Annotated in this window: 17 protein-coding genes and 2 pseudogenes; 12 read left to right on the forward strand and 7 right to left on the reverse strand. The window is 70.1% G+C overall.

Annotation, left to right across the window (positions count from 1 at the left end):
- Nucleotides 1–19: 19 nt before the first annotated feature.
- The 7 genes and pseudogenes from J8M51_RS31730 to J8M51_RS31760 all read left to right on the forward strand — a co-directional run bounded on the left by J8M51_RS31730 (nucleotide 20) and on the right by J8M51_RS31760 (nucleotide 7,375).
- Nucleotides 20–1,018: an amidohydrolase family protein gene (locus J8M51_RS31730; protein ID WP_086753988.1), complete on the forward strand. Its 999-nt coding sequence runs from the start codon at nucleotides 20–22 to the stop codon at nucleotides 1,016–1,018.
- Nucleotides 1,019–1,043: 25 nt separating this feature from the next.
- Nucleotides 1,044–1,982, forward strand: coding sequence for a VOC family protein (locus J8M51_RS31735; RefSeq protein WP_086753968.1), 939 nt, complete (start codon nucleotides 1,044–1,046; stop codon nucleotides 1,980–1,982).
- 36 nt (nucleotides 1,983–2,018) lie between these two features.
- Nucleotides 2,019–2,990, forward strand: a complete 972-nt coding sequence (locus J8M51_RS31740; protein WP_086753970.1) for a fumarylacetoacetate hydrolase family protein — start codon at nucleotides 2,019–2,021, stop codon at nucleotides 2,988–2,990.
- Nucleotides 2,987–3,736: an SDR family NAD(P)-dependent oxidoreductase gene (locus J8M51_RS31745; protein ID WP_086753972.1), complete on the forward strand. Its 750-nt coding sequence runs from the start codon at nucleotides 2,987–2,989 to the stop codon at nucleotides 3,734–3,736. The genes J8M51_RS31740 and J8M51_RS31745 overlap by 4 nt, the downstream gene beginning before the upstream one ends.
- A 62-nt stretch (nucleotides 3,737–3,798) precedes the next feature.
- On the forward strand, nucleotides 3,799–4,554 hold the full coding sequence (locus J8M51_RS31750) for a CoA transferase subunit A (protein WP_086753974.1): 756 nt from the start codon (nucleotides 3,799–3,801) through the stop codon (nucleotides 4,552–4,554).
- Nucleotides 4,551–5,225 carry a CoA transferase subunit B gene (locus J8M51_RS31755; protein ID WP_086753976.1) on the forward strand — a complete coding sequence of 225 codons (675 nt, stop codon included), beginning with the start codon at nucleotides 4,551–4,553 and terminating at the stop codon, nucleotides 5,223–5,225. The genes J8M51_RS31750 and J8M51_RS31755 overlap by 4 nt, the downstream gene beginning before the upstream one ends.
- 197 nt (nucleotides 5,226–5,422) lie before the next feature.
- Nucleotides 5,423–7,375 (forward strand): annotated as a pseudogene (locus tag J8M51_RS31760) (alpha-L-fucosidase).
- Nucleotides 7,376–7,442: 67 nt separating this feature from the next.
- On the opposite strand, the gene J8M51_RS31765 reads toward J8M51_RS31760, so the two are convergent.
- The 3 genes from J8M51_RS31765 to J8M51_RS31775 all read right to left on the reverse strand — a co-directional run bounded on the left by J8M51_RS31765 (nucleotide 7,443) and on the right by J8M51_RS31775 (nucleotide 10,568).
- Nucleotides 7,443–9,458 carry a serine/threonine-protein kinase gene (locus J8M51_RS31765; protein ID WP_406707527.1) on the reverse strand — a complete coding sequence of 672 codons (2,016 nt, stop codon included), beginning with the start codon at nucleotides 9,456–9,458 and terminating at the stop codon, nucleotides 7,443–7,445.
- A 229-nt stretch (nucleotides 9,459–9,687) separates the two neighbouring features.
- Nucleotides 9,688–10,179, reverse strand: a complete 492-nt coding sequence (locus J8M51_RS31770; protein ID WP_086753978.1) for an SRPBCC family protein — start codon at nucleotides 10,177–10,179, stop codon at nucleotides 9,688–9,690.
- Nucleotides 10,176–10,568 carry a metalloregulator ArsR/SmtB family transcription factor gene (locus tag J8M51_RS31775; RefSeq protein WP_086753980.1) on the reverse strand — a complete coding sequence of 131 codons (393 nt, stop codon included), beginning with the start codon at nucleotides 10,566–10,568 and terminating at the stop codon, nucleotides 10,176–10,178. The genes J8M51_RS31770 and J8M51_RS31775 overlap by 4 nt, the downstream gene beginning before the upstream one ends.
- Before the next feature lie 296 nt (nucleotides 10,569–10,864).
- On the opposite strand from J8M51_RS31775, the pseudogene J8M51_RS31780 reads away from it, so the two are divergent.
- Nucleotides 10,865–11,965: pseudogene (locus J8M51_RS31780) on the forward strand (pectate lyase family protein); the annotation flags it as partial.
- Nucleotides 11,966–12,172: 207 nt separating this feature from the next.
- The gene (locus J8M51_RS31785) at nucleotides 12,173–12,838 is read left to right on the forward strand and encodes a response regulator (protein WP_086753983.1); all 666 of its coding nucleotides are present in this window, start codon (nucleotides 12,173–12,175) and stop codon (nucleotides 12,836–12,838) included.
- A gap of 5 nt (nucleotides 12,839–12,843) precedes the next feature.
- Here the strand turns inward: J8M51_RS31785 and J8M51_RS31790 are convergent, their stop codons facing one another.
- Complete coding sequence (locus tag J8M51_RS31790) at nucleotides 12,844–14,337, reverse strand: sensor histidine kinase (RefSeq protein ID WP_267299637.1); 1,494 nt, start codon at nucleotides 14,335–14,337, stop codon at nucleotides 12,844–12,846.
- 196 nt (nucleotides 14,338–14,533) lie between these two features.
- The gene (locus tag J8M51_RS31795; RefSeq protein ID WP_086754100.1) at nucleotides 14,534–15,820 is read right to left on the reverse strand and encodes a DUF418 domain-containing protein; all 1,287 of its coding nucleotides are present in this window, start codon (nucleotides 15,818–15,820) and stop codon (nucleotides 14,534–14,536) included.
- A gap of 395 nt (nucleotides 15,821–16,215) precedes the next feature.
- Between J8M51_RS31795 and J8M51_RS31800 the strand changes: the two genes are divergently transcribed.
- The 3 genes from J8M51_RS31800 to J8M51_RS31810 are packed head-to-tail and all read left to right on the forward strand — an operon-like array spanning nucleotide 16,216 to nucleotide 18,374.
- Entirely contained in the window at nucleotides 16,216–16,668 is a 453-nt protein-coding gene (locus J8M51_RS31800; protein ID WP_086754098.1) for a hypothetical protein, read from the forward strand.
- On the forward strand, nucleotides 16,669–17,532 hold the full coding sequence (locus tag J8M51_RS31805; protein WP_086754096.1) for a DUF3592 domain-containing protein: 864 nt from the start codon (nucleotides 16,669–16,671) through the stop codon (nucleotides 17,530–17,532). It abuts the gene before it with no gap.
- Entirely contained in the window at nucleotides 17,529–18,374 is an 846-nt protein-coding gene (locus tag J8M51_RS31810; RefSeq protein WP_143673104.1) for a hypothetical protein, read from the forward strand. Before J8M51_RS31805 ends, J8M51_RS31810 begins: the two co-directional genes overlap by 4 nt.
- A gap of 79 nt (nucleotides 18,375–18,453) precedes the next feature.
- Here the strand turns inward: J8M51_RS31810 and J8M51_RS31815 are convergent, their stop codons facing one another.
- Nucleotides 18,454–18,777: a MoaF-related domain-containing protein gene (locus tag J8M51_RS31815; protein ID WP_086754092.1), complete on the reverse strand. Its 324-nt coding sequence runs from the start codon at nucleotides 18,775–18,777 to the stop codon at nucleotides 18,454–18,456.
- 52 nt (nucleotides 18,778–18,829) lie between these two features.
- A complete protein-coding gene (locus tag J8M51_RS31820) occupies nucleotides 18,830–19,591 on the reverse strand; it encodes a nuclear transport factor 2 family protein (RefSeq protein WP_086754090.1) in 762 nt (253 codons plus the stop codon).
- Nucleotides 19,592–19,765: the final 174 nt, after the last annotated feature.

Below are 19,765 nucleotides of genomic sequence, written 5' to 3' on the forward strand. Positions count from 1 at the left end.
CCACGCGCCCACGGTGGACATGCACGCGCCCACGGTGGACGTGCACGCGCACGTCCTGCTGCCCGAGGTCGACGCCCTGGTGGCGGACCTGCCGGGACTCGCCGAGGCCCGGGCCCTCGACGCCCGCCGCAACGGCCCCGCGGCACTCGCCGTCAGCGGCCCGATGGTCCGCGAACGCGCCCCGAGGATGATCGACGTCACCGCACGGCTGGCCGCCATGGACGCCCAGGGCGTGGACGTCCAACTCGTCAGCCCGTCCCCGTCGCACTACCACTACTGGGCGGACGAGGAGACGGCCGAGAAGGTCCACCGGCTCGCGGGCGAGGCGACCGCCGCCCACTGCGCCCACGCCCCCGAGCGCCTGCACGGACTCGGGCTGGCCCCCATGCAACACCCCGAGTTGGCCGTACGCGCCCTCGAACACGCTCTGGAACTCGGCCTGTCGGGCATCGAGATCTCCAGTAATGCCCCGGGACGTGAACTCTCCGACCCGGCCTACGAACCGCTCTGGACCCGGGCCGAGGAGACCGGAGCCATCCTCTTCCTGCACCCCTTCGGCTGCACGCTCGACGAGCGTCTCGACCGGTGGTACCTGTCCAACGTCGTCGGCCAGCCGGTGGAGAACGCGGTCGCGCTGTCGCACCTGATCTTCTCCGGCGTACTGGACCGCCATCCCGGTCTGAAGCTGATCGCGGCCCACGGCGGCGGCTATCTGCCCACCCACATCGGCCGCTCCGACCACGCCTGGTCTACCCGCCCCGACGCGGGCGCCGGCTGCGCCCGTCTGCCCAGCAGCTACCTCCGACGCCTCTACTTCGACTCCCTCGTCCACGACCCGCACGTCCTGCGGGAACTCGTCCGGGTGGCGGGCGCGGACCGGGTCCTGCTCGGCTCCGACTACGCCTTCGACATGGGCACCGAGAACCCGGTCGCCGCCCTGCGCGCCGCCCGGCTGCCCGACCCCGACTTCCACGCCGTCCGCGGCGGCAACGCGGCAGCCCTGCTCGACCTCAACTGAAGCCTGAAGCCAGAAGAAGGCCCCCATGACCAACCGTCTGCTCACCCACCTGCGGCACGTCGACCTCGCCGTGCCCGACTACGACAAGCAGCTCGACTTCTACGCCGGCGTCTGGGGCCTCACCAAGGTCGCCGAGGACTCCGGCATCTCCTTCCTGGCCGCCGAGGGCAGCCCCGAGCAGTACGTCGTCCGGCTGCGCAAGGCCGACGAGAAGCGGCTCGACCTGGTCTCCTACGGAGCCGCGAGCACGGCCGACGTGGACGCCCTCGCCGAGCGACTGCTCGCGGGCGGTGTGCGGTTGGTCTCCCGGCCGGGCAAGGTCGACACCCCCGGCGGCGGTTACGGCTTCCGCTTCTTCGACGTCGACGGCCGCACCATCGAGGTCTCCGCCGACGTCGAGGTGCGGCGGCACCGCAAGATCGAGGAGAAGGAGTCGATCCCGGTCAAGCTGTCCCATGTCGTCCTCAACTCGCCGGACCTCGACAGGACCCGCGACTGGTACGAGACACACCTCGGCTTCCGCCTCTCCGACACGCTCAGCTCACCGCACATGGGCGAGGTCATGCACTTCATGCGGATCAGCAACCAGCACCACTCCATGGCCCTCGCCAAGGGCCCGCACACCTCCCTGCACCACGTCTCCTTCGAGATGCGCGGCATCGACGAGTACATGCGCGGCTCCGGCCGGGTCATCAGGGCCGGGTTCAAGAAGGTGTGGGGGCCGGGCCGGCACATGGCGGGCGACAACACCTTCACGTACTTCCTGGACCCGCACGGCAACACGGTCGAGTACACCACCGAGTTGGAGCTGCTGGACGAGGACACCTGGCACCCCCACGTCTACGACTTCTCCCAGCCCGAGGTCACCGACCAGTGGGGCACCGCCAACCCGATGAACGAACTGGTCGCGAAGGAGTCGTTCAACGACGTCGACCGCGGCGTGTTCGTCGCCCCGCCGGTCTGACCAGCGCCCGTTCGCCTCCCGCCGACAGGACCCACCATGCGTCTCGCCACCTACGAGTACCGCGACCGGCACCATGTGGCCGTCGTCGAAGAGGACGGCACCCTCCGCCCCCTGCCCGGAGGCCACTCCCTCACCGGCCTGCTCACCGAGGGAGGCGGCCTGCCCGACCTGCTGGACTCGGGCTCCGACCTGCCCGGCGTCCCGGCCGGCCCCCATGTCTCCGAGGTACGGCTGCTGACCCCGCTCCAGCCGCCCACCGTGCGGGACTTCGTCACCTTCGAGGAACACGTGGAGGGCGTACGACGGTCCGTGGACGGGGCCGCCGGTGTGCCGGAGCGGTGGTACGCGGCCCCCACGTTCTACTTCACCAATCCCTACGCGGTGTACGGCCCGTACGACGACATCCCGATGCCGCCGGGCTCGGCCGTCCTCGACTTCGAACTCGAAGTCGCCGCGGTGATCGGCAAGGAGGGCCGCGACCTCACCCCCGAGCAGGCCCGCGACCACATCGTCGGCTACACCGTCCTCAACGACTGGTCCGCCCGCGATCTGCAGTCCGCCGAGATGAAGGTCGGCCTCGGCCCCTGCAAGGGCAAGGACACCGCCACCACGCTCGGCCCGTACCTGGTCACCGCCGACGAGCTGGAGCCGTACCGCGACGCCGACGGCTTCCTGCGGCTGGCGCTCAGCGCCGAGGTCAACGGCGAGGTGGTGGGCACGGACCTGCTGTCCAACATGAGCTGGACCTTCGAGGAGATGGTCGCCTACGCCTCGCGCGGGACCTGGGTGCGCCCCGGCGACGTCCTCGGCTCCGGCACCTGCGGCAACGGCGGCTGCCTCGCCGAACTGTGGGGCGTACGCGGCCGGCGGGACCCGGCGCCGCTGCAGCCCGGGGACACGGTCACCCTCACCGTCGAGGGCGTCGGCAGCACCTCCAACACCGTGGTGACCGGCGCCGACGTCAAACCGGTTCCCCTCGGCCGGCGCCGCCCCCGGGAGCGGCCGTGAACGCGGCGCGTCCCCGGCGGCTCCCCGGCAAGGTCGTCGTGGTCACCGGCGCGGCACGCGGACAGGGCGCGGCGGAGGCCGAGGCACTGGCCCGCGAGGGCGCCCGGGTGATCGCCACCGATGTGACGGAGACGGCCGGCTGCCGCCGCCTCGACGTCACCAGCGAGCAGGACTGGGCGGCGCTCGCCGCCGATCTGCGCGAGGCGTACGGGCAGGTGCACGGGCTGGTCAACAACGCGGGCGTCACCTGGCGCGCCCGGATCGACGACGTACGCCCCGAGGACATGGCCCGGGTCCACGCCGTGAACGTCACCGGCCCACTGCTGGGGATCCAGCACCTGACGCCCCTGATGAGGCCGGGGGCGTCCATCGTCAACGTCGGTTCGTCGGCGGCCCTGACCGCCCACTACCCGGTGGCGTACACCGCCAGCAAGTGGGCGTTGCGCGGGCTGTCGAGGACCGCCGCCATGGAACTGGGGCCGCGCGGCATCCGGGTGAACACCGTCCACCCCGGCTTCATCGAGACCGAGATGACCGCCTCGGCGGCGCCCGCGTTCCGGGCGGCCAACCTGCGCGAGACACCGCTCGGCCGCACCGGAACCGTGGACGACATCACCCCGCTCGTCGCCTTCCTCCTCTCCGACGACTCCGCCTTCATCACCGGGGCCGACATCCCGGTCGACGGCGGATTCACCGCGCACGGAGGGGCCAAGCCGATCTCGGACGCGCTGCACGGGGACGCCTGAGCGGCACGACCCCAGCAGCAACCCAGCAGGAACAGAGAAGGAACAGAAAGGCCCCCTTCCCCATGGACAAGGTCTGCGCGAGCGCCGCCGAGGCGGTCGCCGACATCCCCGACGGGGCATCACTGGCCGTCGGTGGCTTCGGCCTCAGCGGCATCCCCGCCGTGCTCATCCGGGCGCTCCTCGCCCAGGGCGCCCGCGGTCTGAAGGTCGTGTCGAACAACTGCGGTGTGGACGGACAGGGCCTGGGCGTCCTGCTGGCCGCCGGCCGGATCGTCCGCGTCACCGGCTCCTACGTCGGCGAGAACAAGGAGTTCGCCCGTCAGTACCTGTCGGGCGAGCTGGAGGTGGAGCTGGTGCCGCAGGGCACGCTGGCCGAGCGCCTGCGCGCGGGCGGCGCGGGCATCCCCGCCTTCTACACCCCCGCCGGGGTCGGCACCCAGGTGGCCGAGGGCGGCCTGCCCTGGCGGTACGCCCCCGACGGCACGGTCGCGCTGGCCTCCCCGCCCAAGGAGACCCGCGAGTTCACCGACCGCGTCCATGTGCTGGAGCACGGCATCACCACCGACTTCGCGCTCGTCCGGGCCTGGCGCGGCGACCGGCACGGCAACCTCGTCTTCCGTCGCGCCACCGCCAACTTCAATCCCCTGGCCGCGATGGCCGGCCGGATCACCGTGGCGGAGGTGGAGGAACTGGTCGAGCCGGGCGCCCTGAGCCCGGAGGACGTCCATGCGCCGGGCGTCTTCGTCCAGCGGGTCGTGCCCCTCACCTCCGCCGAGGCCGCGGACAAGCACATGGAGAAGAGGACCGTACGGGCATGAGCACCACCGCCGACACCCCACCGGGCTGGACCCGCGAGCAGATGGCCGCCCGCGCCGCCGCCGAACTCACCGACGGCTCCTACGTCAACCTGGGCATAGGCCTGCCCACCCTCATCCCCGGCCACCTCCCGCCCGGCGTCCATGTCGTCCTGCACTCCGAGAACGGCATCCTCGGCACCGGGCCCTACCCGACGGAGGCCGAGGCCGACCCCGACCTGATCAACGCGGGCAAGGAGACCGTCACGGTCCTGCCCGGCGCGAGCTTCTTCGACTCGGCGCTGTCCTTCGGAATGATCCGCGGCGGGCACATCGACACCGCCGTCCTCGGCGCCATGGAGGTCTCCGCCGCCGGTGACCTGGCCAACTGGATGATCCCCGGCAAGATGGTCAAGGGCATGGGCGGTGCCATGGACCTCGTCCACGGTGCCCGCCGCGTCGTCGTCCTGATGGAGCACACCGCCAAGGACGGCACCCCGAAGCTCCGCACCGAGTGCACCCTGCCGTTGACCGGCGAGCGGTGCGTCCACCGGGTCATCACCGACCTGGGCGTTCTCGACATCACCGAACACGGCCTCGCCCTCGTCCAGACCGCACCGGGCGTCACCGTCGAGCACATCACGGCCCGCACCGAAGCACCGCTCCACCTGGACCGGTTCACATCCGTTCGCTGATCTGCTCAGCCCCTCCGATGTTTCGATGCTCCACTCCAGAAATCACGACGCAACCGGCAGTTATGGTCTGCGATTTCCTCTGAACCTCTAGACAGGGCATGGGGCGGTGCCCCTTAATACATCCGATGTCAGTGCGGCGAACGCACACGGCGTGCGGCATCTGTCGCCCCACCTGCACTCGGCCCTCAGGAGTGAGTATGTCCACACGCAGAATCACTCGCCGCACGTTCCTCGGCGCGGCCGGGGCGGCGACCGCCGCGACCGCCCTGCCGATCGTCCCCGGCTTCTCCGGCCTGTTGCCGCAGGCCGCCGCCGCGGACACGCAGACCAACCTGAGCAGGATGGTCGACATGCGGTTCGGCATGTTCAACCACTTCAGCCTGGGCACGTTCACGGACCAGGAGTGGGCCGAACCCCACCAGAGCCCCGCCCTGTTCGCTCCGCCGAGTGTCAACTGCGGTCAGTGGGCCGACGCGGCGGCCGCCGCGAAGATGAGCTACGGCATCCTGACCACCAAGCACCACGACGGTTTCGCCCTGTGGCCGAGCGCCCATGGCACCCAGAACGTCATGAACAGCTCGTACAAGCACGATGTGGTGCAGGCGTACTGCGACGCGTTCCGGGCGAAGGGGCTGAAGGTCGGGTTCTACTACTCGATCTGGGACCGCACCTTCGGCGTGGAGGCGTGGGAGAGCCGGCACAAGGTGACCGGGCTCGAACTCACCGACGCCATCCAGCCCGGCGACATGACCTTCATGCTGGGGCAGATCACCGAACTGCTCAGCGACTACGGCACCATCGATATGTTCATGACGGACGGTTACGCCTGGCAGATGGGTCAGCAGGCCGTCTCCTACCAGCGGATCCGTTCGCTGGTGAAGCAGTTGCAGCCGGACTGCGTCATGATCGACATCGGCGGGATGTCGGAGCCCTTCCTGAGCGACGCGATCTTCTTCGAGGAGCCGCTCGGTGTCACGGCGCCGACGGGCAACACCTACGCCGGCATGCAGGGCCAGACCATCAGCAACGGCTGGTTCTGGCACCCCTCCACACCGACCGAGAGCCTCATGAGCAAGGACGCGATCCTGTCCCATCTGGCCGACCTGGAACCGAAGTACACCTCGTTCATCCTGAACTGCCCGCCCAACCGCAACGGGTTGCTGGACACCAACGTCGTCAACCGGCTGGCCGAGGTCGGCGCGGTGTGGAGCCCCGACGCCTCCAGGCCGGCGCTGCCGACCCAACTGCTGCGCGCCGAGCACCCCGTCACCCCGGTCAGCGCCTACGCGACCGCCTCCCGCACCGGCGAGGGACCGCTCAACGCCATCGACGGACTGAGCGACGTCCGCTACGAGACCTGCTGGTCGACCTGGGGACTGTCCCCGGCTCTGCCCCACTCGCTCACCATCGACCTGGGCGGTGTGTGGAGCAACGTCTCCACCCTGGAGTACCTGCCCAAGCAGTGGAACCGCAACGACTCCACCGACGGCGACATCACCTCGTACACCATCTCCACCAGCACCGACGGCACCACCTTCACCCAGGTCGCCACCGGCACCTGGGCCGGCAACCGCAAGACCAAGGTGGTCGAGTGGGCCGCCCGGAACGTGGGCTTCGTACGGATCCAGGCGAACGCGGCCACCGGCGGCTACGCCAACATCGGCGGTGTCCGGATCGGCGGCCGGACGGCCAGGCCCGCCCTGGTGTCGAGGGTCCTGCCGGGCGACGGCACCGTGTACCGGCTGGTCAACCGCAACAGCGGCAAGGTCGCCGACGTGTACGACTTCGGCACCGCCAACGGCACCAGGGTCCAGCAGTGGCCCTGGCTGAACAACGCGACCCAGAAGTGGACCTTCGCCTCCACCGGCGACGGCTACTAGGAGATCAAGGGCGTCAACAGCGGCAAGCTCATGGAAGTGGCCGGGCTCTCCCGCGACGACGGCGGCAGCGTGGCGATCTACGCGGACTTCGACGTCCCCCAGCAGCACTGGGCCGTCACCCCCACCGGTGACGGGTACCACTTCCTCGTCAACCGCTACAGCGGACTCTGCCTCGCCGTCGACGAGGGCAGCACCGCCGACGGCGCCGCCGTCGAGCAGCAGCCGTACGCGTCCCTGACACGGCAGCAATGGCAGATCGTCACCTCCTGACCCCCGAGTCCACCGCCCCTCCCACGGCTGACCGCCGGGGGAGGGGCGGCGACGATGTCCTCGACCGTCATGGGCGGCTTTCGGAGGGCAGGCAGTTGCCGGAGGCGAAGAGCTGGGGCCAGGCGCTGTTTCCCTGGTAGGCGGCGATCGTCCAACGGGTGTATGTCCAGCGCTTGTCGGCGTTGTACTCCGTGAGGAGCCTGGGGCAGGCGGTCTTGGCGACGACCTCCCGGAAGTGGGACTGCTGGGCACGGCCGGAGAGAACGCCGGAGCCGTCCAGGGCCCATACGTACATCATCTCCTCGACGGGGTCGAACCCGAGGGTGATGGCGTCCTCGTGGTCGAAGGGCTCCAGTCCGTGCCCCTCCGCGACGCGGGTGTCCCAGGCGCTGGTGATCGCTTTGACCGTGGCGTCGGCGACACGGATCTCGCTCTTGTCGCCGCTGGGCAGTTGGGCGGTGACGATGCCCTCGTCGGTGCCCTGGCGCTGTCCGGCCTCCTCGGCGTAGCAGCCCGTGGTGGCCCTGCCGAAGCCGAGGACGGTGGCCTCGTCCTGGCCGTCGTGGTCCTTCCAGTAGACGGAGAAACGGCCGTACGGCCAACTGGTCGGGGAGTCCTTGAGACGGTGGGCCAGGGTGACGCAGGCGGCCGTCTCGCTCGCCCGGCGGAAGACCTCCTTGTAGTCGTCGGTCAGGGTGGAGATGGGTCCCCCGGTCACCATCACGGTCTGCGCCTGCCGGTTGAACGTCACCGTCGGCTCCATGAAGGCCATGTCCTTCGTGGCGAGCATGGCGGTCACCCGATCCGCGATGTCGGCCGCGGCCTCCTGCTCCTCCGTGCCGTCGGCGCCCCTGCTGGCGCGCCACTCGCCGGGCACGGGCTGGGCTTCGTCGTCCGCGCGGGTGAAGGCGGGATCGGCCACCCCGGCGAGCGGGTCGACCGGGACGGGGACGGCACGCGGATCGGTCGCCGTCCGGCCGGTGGCCCGTGTGCCGGAGCCGGCGGAGGGCGTCGGCCCGGAGTCCGCACCGGAGCCGGAAGCGCCCTGGGACGCCGCCGTCGAGGCGGTTGTCCCGGAACCGCCGACCGTATCCGTGTCGCGGCCGTCGCGCCCGTCGTGGCGCAGGGCCAGTACGCCGCCGACCGTCGCGCCCACGACGGCCGCCGCGACGACGACGGCGACAACGGCGCGGCGCCGGGCTGAACTTGGCGGACGGACGGGTGCCGGTGAGGGCCAGGGCAGGTCGTCGGCGACGGGTATGGACCACAGCGCGGTGACCAACTCACCGACGAGCGTCCGGTCGTCGCCCGCTTCCGCCGCCCGGTGGCCGTCGAGCAGCTGGGTGGACTCCGCCGCCAGCAGCCGCGCGCAGGCGTCGGCGGCACCGGCGGCGTCCGGCCGCTCGGCGGGTTCCTTGGCGAGGGCCCGATCCAGGATCTCCTTGAGGGCCTCGGGGACGCCGTCGAGGTCCGGGCTGCCCGACATGACACGGTAGGCCACGGCTTCCGCGGCACCGGTGCCGAAGGGGAGCCGGCCGGTCGCCGCGTACGCCACCAGCCCGCCCCAGGCGAACAGATCGCCCTCCGCCGAGGTGACGCCACCGCGGTAGTGCTCGGGACTGATCCAGCCCGGGGTGCCGGTCAGCACTCCGGTCCGTGTGACGCTGGTGCCGTCGGCGGCGTGCGCGATGCCGAAGTCCAGGACGCGGGGCCCGGCCGGGGTCAGCAGCACGTTCTGAGGTTTGACGTCCCGGTGTACGACCCCGGAGGCATGGATGGCCGCGAGGGCTTGCGCGGTGCCGGTGGCGAAGGCGTACAGGGTGCCGCCGGTCAACGGTCCATGGGCGGCGAGGTGTTGGGCCAGGGTGGGGCCCGGCGCGTACGCGGTCGCCAGCCAAGGGGCGTCGGCCTCGGGGTCGGCCGCCAGGAGCGGCAGCAGGAACGGGCCCTGGACCTGGGCGGAAAGCCGCACCTCACGGCGGAACCGGGCCCGGAACTCCGGATCCTCCGCCTGCACGGAATGGATCACCTTCACCGCGACCCGGTCCCCGCCGTCCGTGAGCGCGGCGTACACGGTTCCCATGCCGCCCGCGCCGAGTCGGCCGACCACACGGTAGGGACCCACACGAGACGGATCACCGGGGCGAGCGGGCTGGATCCGCCCGACGGGACCAGCAGTACTCACAGATTGTCCGATCCATCAGCGTGGCGAGGCAGATGAGGCTGGATGGTATCCGCCTCCGCGCACCGGATCGTAGTCGGCTCGGGCCTTCTCGCCGAGGCCGACGGGGGTGGGTGGCCGCCTGCCGCGGTCAGGCCAGGGACTCGAAGTAGGCCTTCTGCGCGGGGTAGTAGTCCTGGAAGTCGGGTCGTGGTCCGCCGTCGCGTGCGGCGGTGAGCATGTCGAGGTAGTACTCCCAGCCCGGGCCGGTCTCGGCGAGCCGGTCGGTGGAGGTGAGGTGGTGGACGAGCCGGAGTTCGGTGGTGCCGTCGGACTCGGTCAGCAGCAGTTCCAGTTTCCAGGAACCGGCGTCGTCCTCCGTCGAGACGGCGAGCCTGCGCGGTGGTTCGCACACGTCGATCCGCAGGGGGCACCAGGGCGCCGAGTCCTCGAACAGCATCTGCACCTCGATGGTGCCGCCGGGCGCCGCCTGGCCTCGCCACGGGCCGAACCAGCGGGCGGTGCGCTCCGGTTCGGTGACGCTCGCCCAGACGTCGTCGGCCGAGGCGCGGTAGGTGCGGGTGAGGATCAGGTCGTGCCCCGTCGGGGTGGGAACGAGCTTTCCGGTGGGCTCGGGCGTCATGCGGTGTCCTCCGTGGGGTGATGTGCGGGCGGTCGGCCGTGGGCGGGGCCGGTCCGCTCGCGGTCCCGCCGCGTGCGGTGGACCTCGGTGTCCAGCGCGGCGAGGCGCTGTGTCCAGTCGGTGTGCCGGGTGTCGAACTGCGTGAGCCAGGCGGCCAGGTCACCCAGCCGTGGGCGGACGAGCGAGTAGTGCCGGTGCCGTCCGGTCTGCTGGTCCTGGACCAGGCCGCTCTCCCGCAGGACGCGCAGATGGCGGCTGACCGCGGGCCGGCTGATGGTGAACTGGGCGGCGATGTCGCCGGCCGTCAGCGGTGTGGTGCGCAGCATCATCAGGATCTCCCGGCGCACGGGGTCGGCGATGGCGTAGGCCACCTCGCTCAGTTCGTCCACACGCTGAAGCGTAACCCATCGGTTACGCGTTGGGACAGGGCTGGGCAGGGCAGGGTTGGGTGGAGTTCACGTACATGTCTGTTGATCATGTCCATAGCGTTGACGTGTTCGCGCCATGCGCTTACGGTCCCGGAAAGCGCTTTCTCCGGCTTCGATGCCCTGTAATGCTGTCCGGCTCGTTCATATTCTCGAACAGTTCGCATCGTCGCCACCACAGTCCGCCATGAAGTGAGCGGACAGATCGGTACTCAGCTCAGTGCTCGGCATTCGACGGCGCATGGCGAAGGGGAGAAACGATGAGGCGATCAACCACCCGGCGACTCCGTACGGCACTGGCCATGACCGGCCTCGCCGCCGCGATGGGAACGGTTCTGCCGTTGTCCGAGGCGTCGGCGGCGACCGGTGGCGTCACGGGCTACGCGACCCAGAACGGCGGCACCACCGGCGGCGCGGGTGGACAGACGGTGCGCGCCACCACCGGGACGGCGATCCACGCGGCCCTGTGCGGACGTGCCGCCACCAGTACGCCGATCACCATCGAGGTCCAGGGGACCATCAACCACGGCAACACCAAGAAGGTGTCCGGGGGCAGTTGCGACACCGCCGACGGCGTGATCGAGCTCAAGAAGGTCAGCAACGTCACGATCATCGGAGTCGGCGCCGGTGCCGTCTTCGACCAAGTCGGCATCCACCTCCGGGAAGCGAAGAACGTCATCATCCAGAACGTGACGGTCCGCAACGTCAAGAAGTCCGGCTCGCCCACGTCCAACGGCGGGGACGCCATCGGAATGGAACGCGACGTCCGCAACGTCTGGATCGATCACACCACCCTGGAGGCATCGGGCGGGGAGTCGAAGGGGTACGACGGCCTCTTCGACCTCAAGGACAACACCCAGTACGTGACGCTGTCGTACAGCGTGCTGCGCAACTCCGGCCGTGGGGGGCTCGTCGGGAACAGTGAGAGCGACCGTTCGAACAGCTTCATCACCTACCACCACAACCGGTACGAGAACATCGACTCCCGCGCCCCACTGCTGCGTGGCGGGACGGCGCACATGTACAACAACCACTACCTGCGCCTGAACGAGTCCGGCATCAACTCCCGGGCCGGTGCGCGCGCCAAGGTGGACAACAACTACTTCGAGGACTCCAAGGACGTCCTGGGCACCTTCTACACCGATGTCGCCGGATACTGGCAGGTCGGCGGCAACACCTTCGACAACGTGACCTGGTCCAGCCCCGGCAGTGAGAACCATCCGGCCGGCCCCGACCCCAAGTCCAACACCACGATCGGCATCCCGTACGCCCACAGCCTCGACGCGGCGAACTGTGTGCCGAGCATCGTGAGCCGGACAGCGGGCGCCAACAAGGGACTGCAGGTGTCGGACGGCAAGTGCTGAACGCTGTTTCCGGACCTCGGTACCCGGATGCGGGAAATACCGTCGGACAAGCCTGAAACACCGTACATCGCCGTTCGGTCCGCGCTTCCACGCCGTCCGTTCATAATCGGAGTGCCAACACCCGCGACATTCGTCGCGACCTGGCCGGAGCCGGCTCGCGCGTCGGCCGTCAGGGACGTAGCGGCCGACCGAGGGGGTGGCAGGGTGATTCGGGTGCTCCTGGTCGATGACGAGACATTGATTCGCGCCGGGATCCGGTTCGTGTTCGACGTCGCGGACGACATCGAGATCGTGGCCGAGGCGGACAGCGGTGCCGACGCCGTCGAACTCGCCCGCAAACACCTCGTCGACGTCGCGCTGCTGGACATTCGCATGCCCGGCGTCGACGGGCTGGCCGCGGCCGCCGAGATGAGAAAGGTGGCACCGCGGACCCACGTGGTCATGCTGACCACCTTCGGCGAGGAGGACTACGTCACCCGGGCGCTGCGCTGCGGCGCCGCGGGGTTTCTGCTCAAGGACACCCCGCCCGACGACCTGATCCGGGCCGTCCAGGCGGCGGCCGCCGGTGAACCCGTCCTCTCGCCCCGGGTCACCAAGCAGCTGATCGAACGCCACGTCAACCGCGACCTGAGCCAGGTCGACGAGGCGCGGCGCCGCGTCGAGGCCCTGACCGACCGCGAGCGCGACGTGCTGGCCCTGCTCCATGAGGGCTCGTCCAACGCTGAGATCGCCAAGGCGCTCCTGATCAGCGAAGGCACCGCCAAGGCTCACGTCAGTCGCATCCTCGCCGCCCTCGGCTGCACCAACCGGGTCCAGGCGGCCATCCTGGCGCACGACGCAGGAGTCGTTCCGCCGGTCGGCCGTTCCTGATCCGACTAGAAGGAGAAGTCGTAGTAGGCGCTGAGGCCGATGCCGCCGCCGATCAAGGTGGCGGCTCCGGCGAGGGCGACGAAGGCCGTCCTGGTCTTCTTCCGTGACGCGTCGTGGGAGGGCCCTTCCTCGGAGCCGGCGGGGGAGGGGAACATCTGCCGGTCGGCCCGAGCGGATCGATCGATGGCCGGGCTCAGTTCGCCCGGGCTTCCCTGGCGCAGGGGAAGCTCGGCGGTGACAGCGTATTCGCCGGTGACCGGGTCCGTGCCGGCGGTGAAGCCGCCGCCCGCCAGGTGGGCGCGTTCGCGCAGGCCGGCCAGTCCCAGACCGCTCCTGGGCGGCGGGACAGCGGGCGGGCGCGGGGCGTTGCGTACATGGACGGTGAGTTTCTCGGCCTCGACGGTGACGGTCAGCCGGGTGGGCGCGCCCGGGGCGTGCTTGTGGACGTTGGTGAGGGATTCGCGGACGATGCGGTTCACCGCCCGGCGGATGCCGGCGTCGGCGTCGGTGAGGTCGTCGCCGTGCCAGGACAGGGTGAGGGGCAGGCCCGCGTGCTGGGCCTCGGTGACCAGGTTGCCGACGTCCTCGCGCGTGCCGGTCACCGATTCGGCGCCGTCGGTTCGTTCGGCGCCGTCGAGGCGCAGGATGCCCAGCACGGTGCGCAGCTCGTCGAGTGCGGTCCGGGAGGTGGTCCGCAGCAGGTCGGCCTGCTCGTTGATCTCCGGGGCCGTGGTGCGGGTGCGCATCTCCAGGGCCCCGGCGTACAGGACGATCAGGCTGAGCCGGTGCCCGAGCAGATCGTGCATCTCGCCGGCGATGCGCGCCCTTTCCTGCATACGGGCCTGCGACTCCCCGAGCAGGTTGGCGCGTTCCAGCAGGACGTTGCGTTCGTGCAGGGCGTCGATGGCCCGGGCGCGCTCCCCCTGCAGCATGCCGATGGCGCCCGGCAGCACCACCAGCAGCACGGCGGAGACGACGATGAGGCCGACATCGCCCAGGTCGGCCTTCAGCTCGACGCCCCGGTTGACAAGGTTGCTCACGGCTTGCACGCCAGTGGCGAGCGACAGGGCGGCCACGGCGCGGCGGGTGGCCGGCACCTGGCGGCCCACCGCGTAGGCGAGCATCACGCTCACCGGCCAGAGAAAAGCCGACAGGGCCAGGCTCGGCCAGATCAACGCCATGATCGCGACGCCGGTCCCGACCAGCAGCGAGGCGATCGGCCGGGTGAACCGGAAGAGCAGGGCGACCGCGGCGACCAGCAGGCCGATCGCCGTGGCGGGCTGCCCGGGCACGTTGACGACGCCGGTGACGATCGCCGCGACGGGCAGGCACAACCACCACGCGAACAGCAACCGGCCCTGTCGTGGCGGGTACTGCCGGGTCGTCACCGCGCCGGCGGTCACGACCTCGGCCAGCTTCGCCCAGCGGGCCACGGCACCTCCACGACGACGGCGGTGACCGGCGAGCCGGGTGGCCGCCCGGCCGAGGAGCGCGGCCACGTCCGGGCCACACCGACCGGGGTACCAGCCCCAGCGGTACGGCGCGGACGACAGGCGGCTCGTGGTCGGCGCCGAGCGTACCCGAGGACACGAGCCGTGGTCACCGTGTCCGGGCCCGGCCGGGAGCCGACCTTGTTCGAGCGAAGGGCGAGCGCGCCGTTCGGGCGAAGGGCGCTCGCACCCTGACCCCTCTGTCTCACCGGACGAACTTCGCCAGTTTGGTGGCGCTGTTGAGCAGGTACTCCAGCGGTCCGCGACGGAAGAAGCGTGACCAGATCGCGGCGAACAGGATCGCCCCACCGATGAAACCGAGCAGCGGCACGAAGGTGTCGGTGGAACCGTCGGGCAGCTTGGTGTAGGCGACGACATGGGCGACGTAGAGGGTCAGGGACATGGTGCCCACGGCGATCAGCGGGCTCGCCAGCCGACGCAGCCACGCCACCCGGGACATGGCCACGGTCGCGAGGAGGAGCACGGTGATCGCCACGCCGAGGCTGCCGACGATCTCGAAGGTCGTCCCGCTGTGTCCGTCGGCTCCCAGCAGCGACAGGTACTCGGTCGAGTCGTCCGTGAGCTTCTTCTGTACGGCGTCGAAGGCCGGGTCTCCCGGTTCCAGAGCCTTGATCTGCTCCGGGCTCATGTCCCCGATGAGGTCCTTCAGGTCGGTGCTCATGCCCTGGATCGGCGGGTACAGCTTCCCTATCAGCCAGGCGGAGCCGTATCCGAGCGCCATCATCGCGGGGCCGACCGCGGCCAGTCGGCGTTGCACCGCGCCGGCGGTCAGGTCGAGCCGGGCCAGCGCCATGCCCGTGACCACGAACGGCATCCAGGTGATCGCCGGGTAGGTGCCGTTGAGCAGCAGATTCAGCGGTCCGTCGCCGCCGATCCGGGTGATCGGGTCGTACCTCTCGATGGTCTCGATGAGCGACGGGGTCAGCAGTCGGTTCAGGCCGAACGCAGCCTGTGGCGTGACGACCGCGAGCACGGCCGCGATGATCGCGAGCGTCCTGGCCCGCAGCCGTACCAGGGGCAGAGCCAGCAGGAAGTACACCCCGTAGAAGGCGAGGATCACCAGGATCCCGGTCCTGAGCATCGTCAGCGCGGTGCCCAGCGCCAGCAGGACCACGGCACGGATCACGATCCGGGCCATCGCCTGCCGGCCGGCCAGGCCGGTCTTCGGCTCCCGGCGGCCTGCGATCAGCATCAGCGAGAACCCGGCGAGGGTGGCGAACAGGATCGACGACCGGCCGTCGGCCAGTTCCAGCATCCAGCCGGCAAAGCCACTCCTGTCCTCGGCGGGCGGGGCGACGTGTACGGCGAACATGCCGAACACCGCCAGCGCGCGGGCCAGGTCCACCCCGACCAACCGCCCCACCGACGACGGCTGTTGCGGCTGCGGTTGCTGTTCGACCACGACGGCGGGCTCAACCGGTGCCGTGCGCCGCGGAGGTGACGTCTCGTGCGAGACCTCTGTCTGAGTCATGTGCCCAACGTCGCGGCTCCGGACGTCCCGACACCTCTGCCGAGCTTCCGGACCGCCCCTGCCGAACGGCGAAGGAAGACTGGCCGATCGGCCATCCCGTCGAGCGACTCGGGAGCCGCGGTGGGAGTCGGGACGCGCCTGAGCGGTGTCCTTGCGGCCCTGTCCGTGTCGCTCGCCCGCATGGGAGGGGCCGAACCTGGGATCGGTAGGCGTCCTGGGCCGCCTAGCGTCCGCACCATGAACGGCACCGGCACCGGCCCGAGCAGCGGCACAGGTGGTCACCACCAGGAGAAGAGGAGAAGCGGATGGGAATCCCCAGCGTGGGGGAATTCGCCCTGGTCCAGAGTGGTCATGCCGGTCGGCGGCACCGCCCGACCGAGACCGCGGAGCACTGAATGACCGACGACGGGGACGGGATCCAGTGGACGCGGATATCGAGAGGCGGCTTCGGGCAGTACGAGACGGCTGCCGTGATGTGCTTGTCCGGGCCGGTCATGTTGGGTTTCGCCGTCTTCACCGACGCGGACGTCCTGGTCGTCGGCATCGTCTTCACGGTGGTCTTCCTCCCCCTGGGCCTGGCGTTCTGGCTCCAGACCACCGAGGAGCGGAGGCAGAACCGGCGGCTCGACGCCGTCGGGGTCCCGGCGACCGCGGAGATCACCGAACTGACCGACTTCGACTGGGACGGAGAGACTGCCGGCGTCGAGGTCGGTCTGCGGGTGAGCGGGCCGGGATTCCGGACGTTCGAGACGACGTGGAGGCGCACACGCGATGTCTCCTTCCGCCTGGGCCAACGGCTTCCGGCCGCCGTCGACCCCTCCAGCGGCGTCTTCCGAGTGGATGTCTGAATGAGCGGGCACGCGGTACTGGAGTTCTGGTGGCTGGTGCCCACGGGGCTCGCCCTCCTGGGATACGGGCGCGTCCTGGCCGGGGTCACCCGGGCCCAGCGGGCGGTGTGGGTGACGGCGCGGATCGTGGAGGTGGGACAGCCGGCCCACGGTGACTCGCAGAAGCCCGGGATACCGGTGACCCTCGCCTTCCAGGACCCGGCCACCGGGCGGGAGTTCACCCTGTCCAACACCGGCGAGCACGGCGACGCCGTCCAGCAGGCGTGGGTGGGCCGGGAGATCGAGGTGCGCTACCCGCCCGGCCGACCGCTCCGGTTCGCCGTCGTGCTCGACACCGACGGTGAGAAGAGCGGGCGTACGGGCCCCGATTGCGCGGTCATGCTTCTCCTCGTCGGCCTGGTGATCCACGCGACCGTCCACTGGGGATACCCATGGGCGCTGCTCGGCTTCGGCGCCCTGCTGACCGCCGCCGCGCTGCGCAGCCCCGACATCCGCGCGGTGCGGGCCCGCGACGCCCTGCTGGCCTCGGCCGTCGCCGTACCGGCGCGGGTCGTGGCCGTCACCAGGGACGTCCACACCGACGACGAGAGCGGTGGTGAGATCGTCTCCCACGCTCCCGTCATCACGTTCACCACCGGCGCGGGCACCCATGTCACCGCTCTCGCCCGCGACGACGTTCCCGATCCCGGCCGCTCCCTCGACCGCGACCTGACCATCCACTACGCCCCCGACGACCCGTCCGTGTACACACCCGACCGCGAGGCCGACCGTCGCTCCGGAGCGATGACCGTCGCCTTCGTCGTCGCCCTCCGACTCGCTGGGACGGCGGCGATCGTCGTCGGCGCGATCAAGGCGACGCGGTGATTTTCTTCGGCGCGGCTGTCGACCTGCGCCAGCCCTGGTTCGAGATCTACCGTGGCCCGGGCGTGTACTCGGCCAGGTGTTCGGAAGGCATGGCTAGAGTGGCTGGTCGCGGGCGTACGGCATTCCGTTGTGCGAGAGCGTTGTGGGTGCTGCCTCAGCGGGGAGCGTTGGTGAAGTTGACGATGCTGGCCGTCGAGGCGGCCGACGATGTGTCGATGTCGAACGGAGTTCCGTTTCGGTGGCTGGTCCATCACGTCCGTGAAGGCGTGGTCGCGCTGTTGCCGAAGGGGCTCGACGTCGACGGCTGCTCGAAGATCCAGATCACGTGTGTTCCCGGCAGAACGCAGTCCGAGCAGTACTGGCAAGCCCTCGGGGCGTCGGAGTACGTCGTCGAGGACGTCGACTTCGGCCGTCTCCATGCCCTTCCGCCACGGGCGCGTGACACCTGTCTGCTCGCCGTGGTCGAGGAAGCGCTGGTCGATCTTGCAGGACGCAATGACCGGGGCGATGCCGTCGAGACAGCGATCCGCGAGGCGTGTGAGGCGCTGCGCCACCAGGACTTCAGCCTCGTACTGCCCATCGCTCGGCTGTCGAAGACCTCGCCGGACAGGGCGGCAAGGGCACGTGTCGTGCGCTGTCTGAACCGCGAGGTCGGGGAAGCGTGGCGCGTCGAGATCACGAGGAAATCCGGGGCGGCACCTGACGTTCGGTGGATGACCGAGCGACCCCACTACCTGGACATGCGAGACGTCTTCGCGCGTTCCGAGTGGTCGGAGGGACGGTTCGTCGTCCGGAACCGGCTCGGAAAGGTCACGTACGAGTTCGAGGAACGGGTCGGCTGACTCGGTGTGCCGGTGTGCCGGTGTGCCGGTGGGGCGGCGTCGCGTGTCGGTGTGCGACGCCGCCCCACCGGCGGGTGGATCACATCTCTTCGAGGCTGCCGAGGTGCAGTTCGCCGATTCGGCCCCCGTCGACGTCGTAGGTCCAGAAGGCGTGCACCGTAAGGGTGTTGAGGTTCATCGCGTGGGTCACGGTCATGCCGGACTTCTCCACCCAGCCGAGCAGGAAGACGCCGGGGGAGACTTCGGCCGTGTGCAGCGTGACGTCCTCGCTCGCGCCGGCGGTGGGGCCGGCCACGGTCTCGTAGTGCAGCGTGGTGCCGTCGGGGCTGTAGGTGTTGTGGAAGACGACGCCGTTGTCGACGCTGAACCGGTACGTCTTGCCCGCGTAGGTGAGGTCGCTCATGCCTGTGCGCTCCGTCGAGGTGGTCGGTGATCCTGGGGCGTGCGCGGGTCGGTCAGAACAGACCGTTGCCGTGCGGCAGTTCGGCCGGGGCGGGCGCGATGACGTCCCAGTGCTCGACGATGCGGCCGTCCGCGACGCGGAAGAGGTCGTAGTAGGCGACCGGCACACCGAACTCGCCCTCGGACTGCGTCAGGACGAATTCGCCCTCGGCGATGACCTTGTGGACCTTCTTGTAGATCAGGTTCTTGCCCTGCTCCGCCCACTTGGCCGCGGCCGCGCCGAAGCCGTCGAGGCCGTCGGCGGCGTCGGTGTTGTGCTGGTGGTAGGTCTCGGTGGAGATGTAGTCGGTGAGGACCGAGTAGTCGGCGCCGACGAGGACCTTCTCCGCGAACTCGGCCACCAGGGCACGGTTGGCGTCGATCCTGCCGGGCTCGGTGACCGCGGCGGGACCGTCGGTCTGGGAGCGGCCGGAGAGGGTGTCCTTGACCAGCGGCGTCAGGGCGTCCCAGTGCTCGGCCAGCTTGCCGTCGGCGTCGACGCGGAAGATGTCGAACCCGACGAGCGGGTCCGGACCGAAGCCGTGGTAGGTGCCGTGCAGGGCGACCAGGTCACCGTCGGCGATGACCCTGGCGCCCTCGTAGCGGAAGTCCTCACCCAGACTGGCGACGAGCCCGCGCAGGGCCTCGGGCCCGTCGGCGGCGAGCGCGCTGTGCTGCCTGTAGCCCGCGGCCACCCAGCGGTCCACGGCGGAGGGGTCCTTGTCGCCGAACAGTTCGGTGGCGGCCTGAAGGACGGAGTTCTTCGCGTTGCTCATGACTGTCTTCCTTGCTCGGGGGCCCGGCCGGGACGGATCGATGGTTCCGGCGGAGATGTGTTCAAACTATGCCGAGGGAGACGGTTTCTTCCGGAGGATTGGCGACTGATGATGGTCAAAATGCGACACGCTGCCGTCCCTGTCTGGCAGGTCGGTGCGATTCCTCCGCGTGTG

This window comes from Streptomyces griseiscabiei, assembly GCF_020010925.1.
GTDB lineage: Bacteria > Actinomycetota > Actinomycetes > Streptomycetales > Streptomycetaceae > Streptomyces > Streptomyces griseiscabiei.

Coding starts and splice junctions, on each gene's coding strand:
- J8M51_RS31800 (WP_086754098.1), top strand. CDS start 16,216: ATGACCGACGACGGGGACGGGATCCAGTGGACGCGGATATCGAGAGGC.
- J8M51_RS31750 (WP_086753974.1), top strand. CDS start 3,799: ATGGACAAGGTCTGCGCGAGCGCCGCCGAGGCGGTCGCCGACATCCCC.
- J8M51_RS31755 (WP_086753976.1), top strand. CDS start 4,551: ATGAGCACCACCGCCGACACCCCACCGGGCTGGACCCGCGAGCAGATG.
- J8M51_RS31770 (WP_086753978.1), bottom strand. CDS start 10,179: ATGACGCCCGAGCCCACCGGAAAGCTCGTTCCCACCCCGACGGGGCAC.
- J8M51_RS31820 (WP_086754090.1), bottom strand. CDS start 19,591: ATGAGCAACGCGAAGAACTCCGTCCTTCAGGCCGCCACCGAACTGTTC.
- J8M51_RS31795 (WP_086754100.1), bottom strand. CDS start 15,820: ATGACTCAGACAGAGGTCTCGCACGAGACGTCACCTCCGCGGCGCACG.
- J8M51_RS31740 (WP_086753970.1), top strand. CDS start 2,019: ATGCGTCTCGCCACCTACGAGTACCGCGACCGGCACCATGTGGCCGTC.
- J8M51_RS31805 (WP_086754096.1), top strand. CDS start 16,669: ATGAGCGGGCACGCGGTACTGGAGTTCTGGTGGCTGGTGCCCACGGGG.
- J8M51_RS31815 (WP_086754092.1), bottom strand. CDS start 18,777: ATGAGCGACCTCACCTACGCGGGCAAGACGTACCGGTTCAGCGTCGAC.
- J8M51_RS31730 (WP_086753988.1), top strand. CDS start 20: ATGCACGCGCCCACGGTGGACGTGCACGCGCACGTCCTGCTGCCCGAG.
- J8M51_RS31765 (WP_406707527.1), bottom strand. CDS start 9,458: ATGGGAACCGTGTACGCCGCGCTCACGGACGGCGGGGACCGGGTCGCG.
- J8M51_RS31735 (WP_086753968.1), top strand. CDS start 1,044: ATGACCAACCGTCTGCTCACCCACCTGCGGCACGTCGACCTCGCCGTG.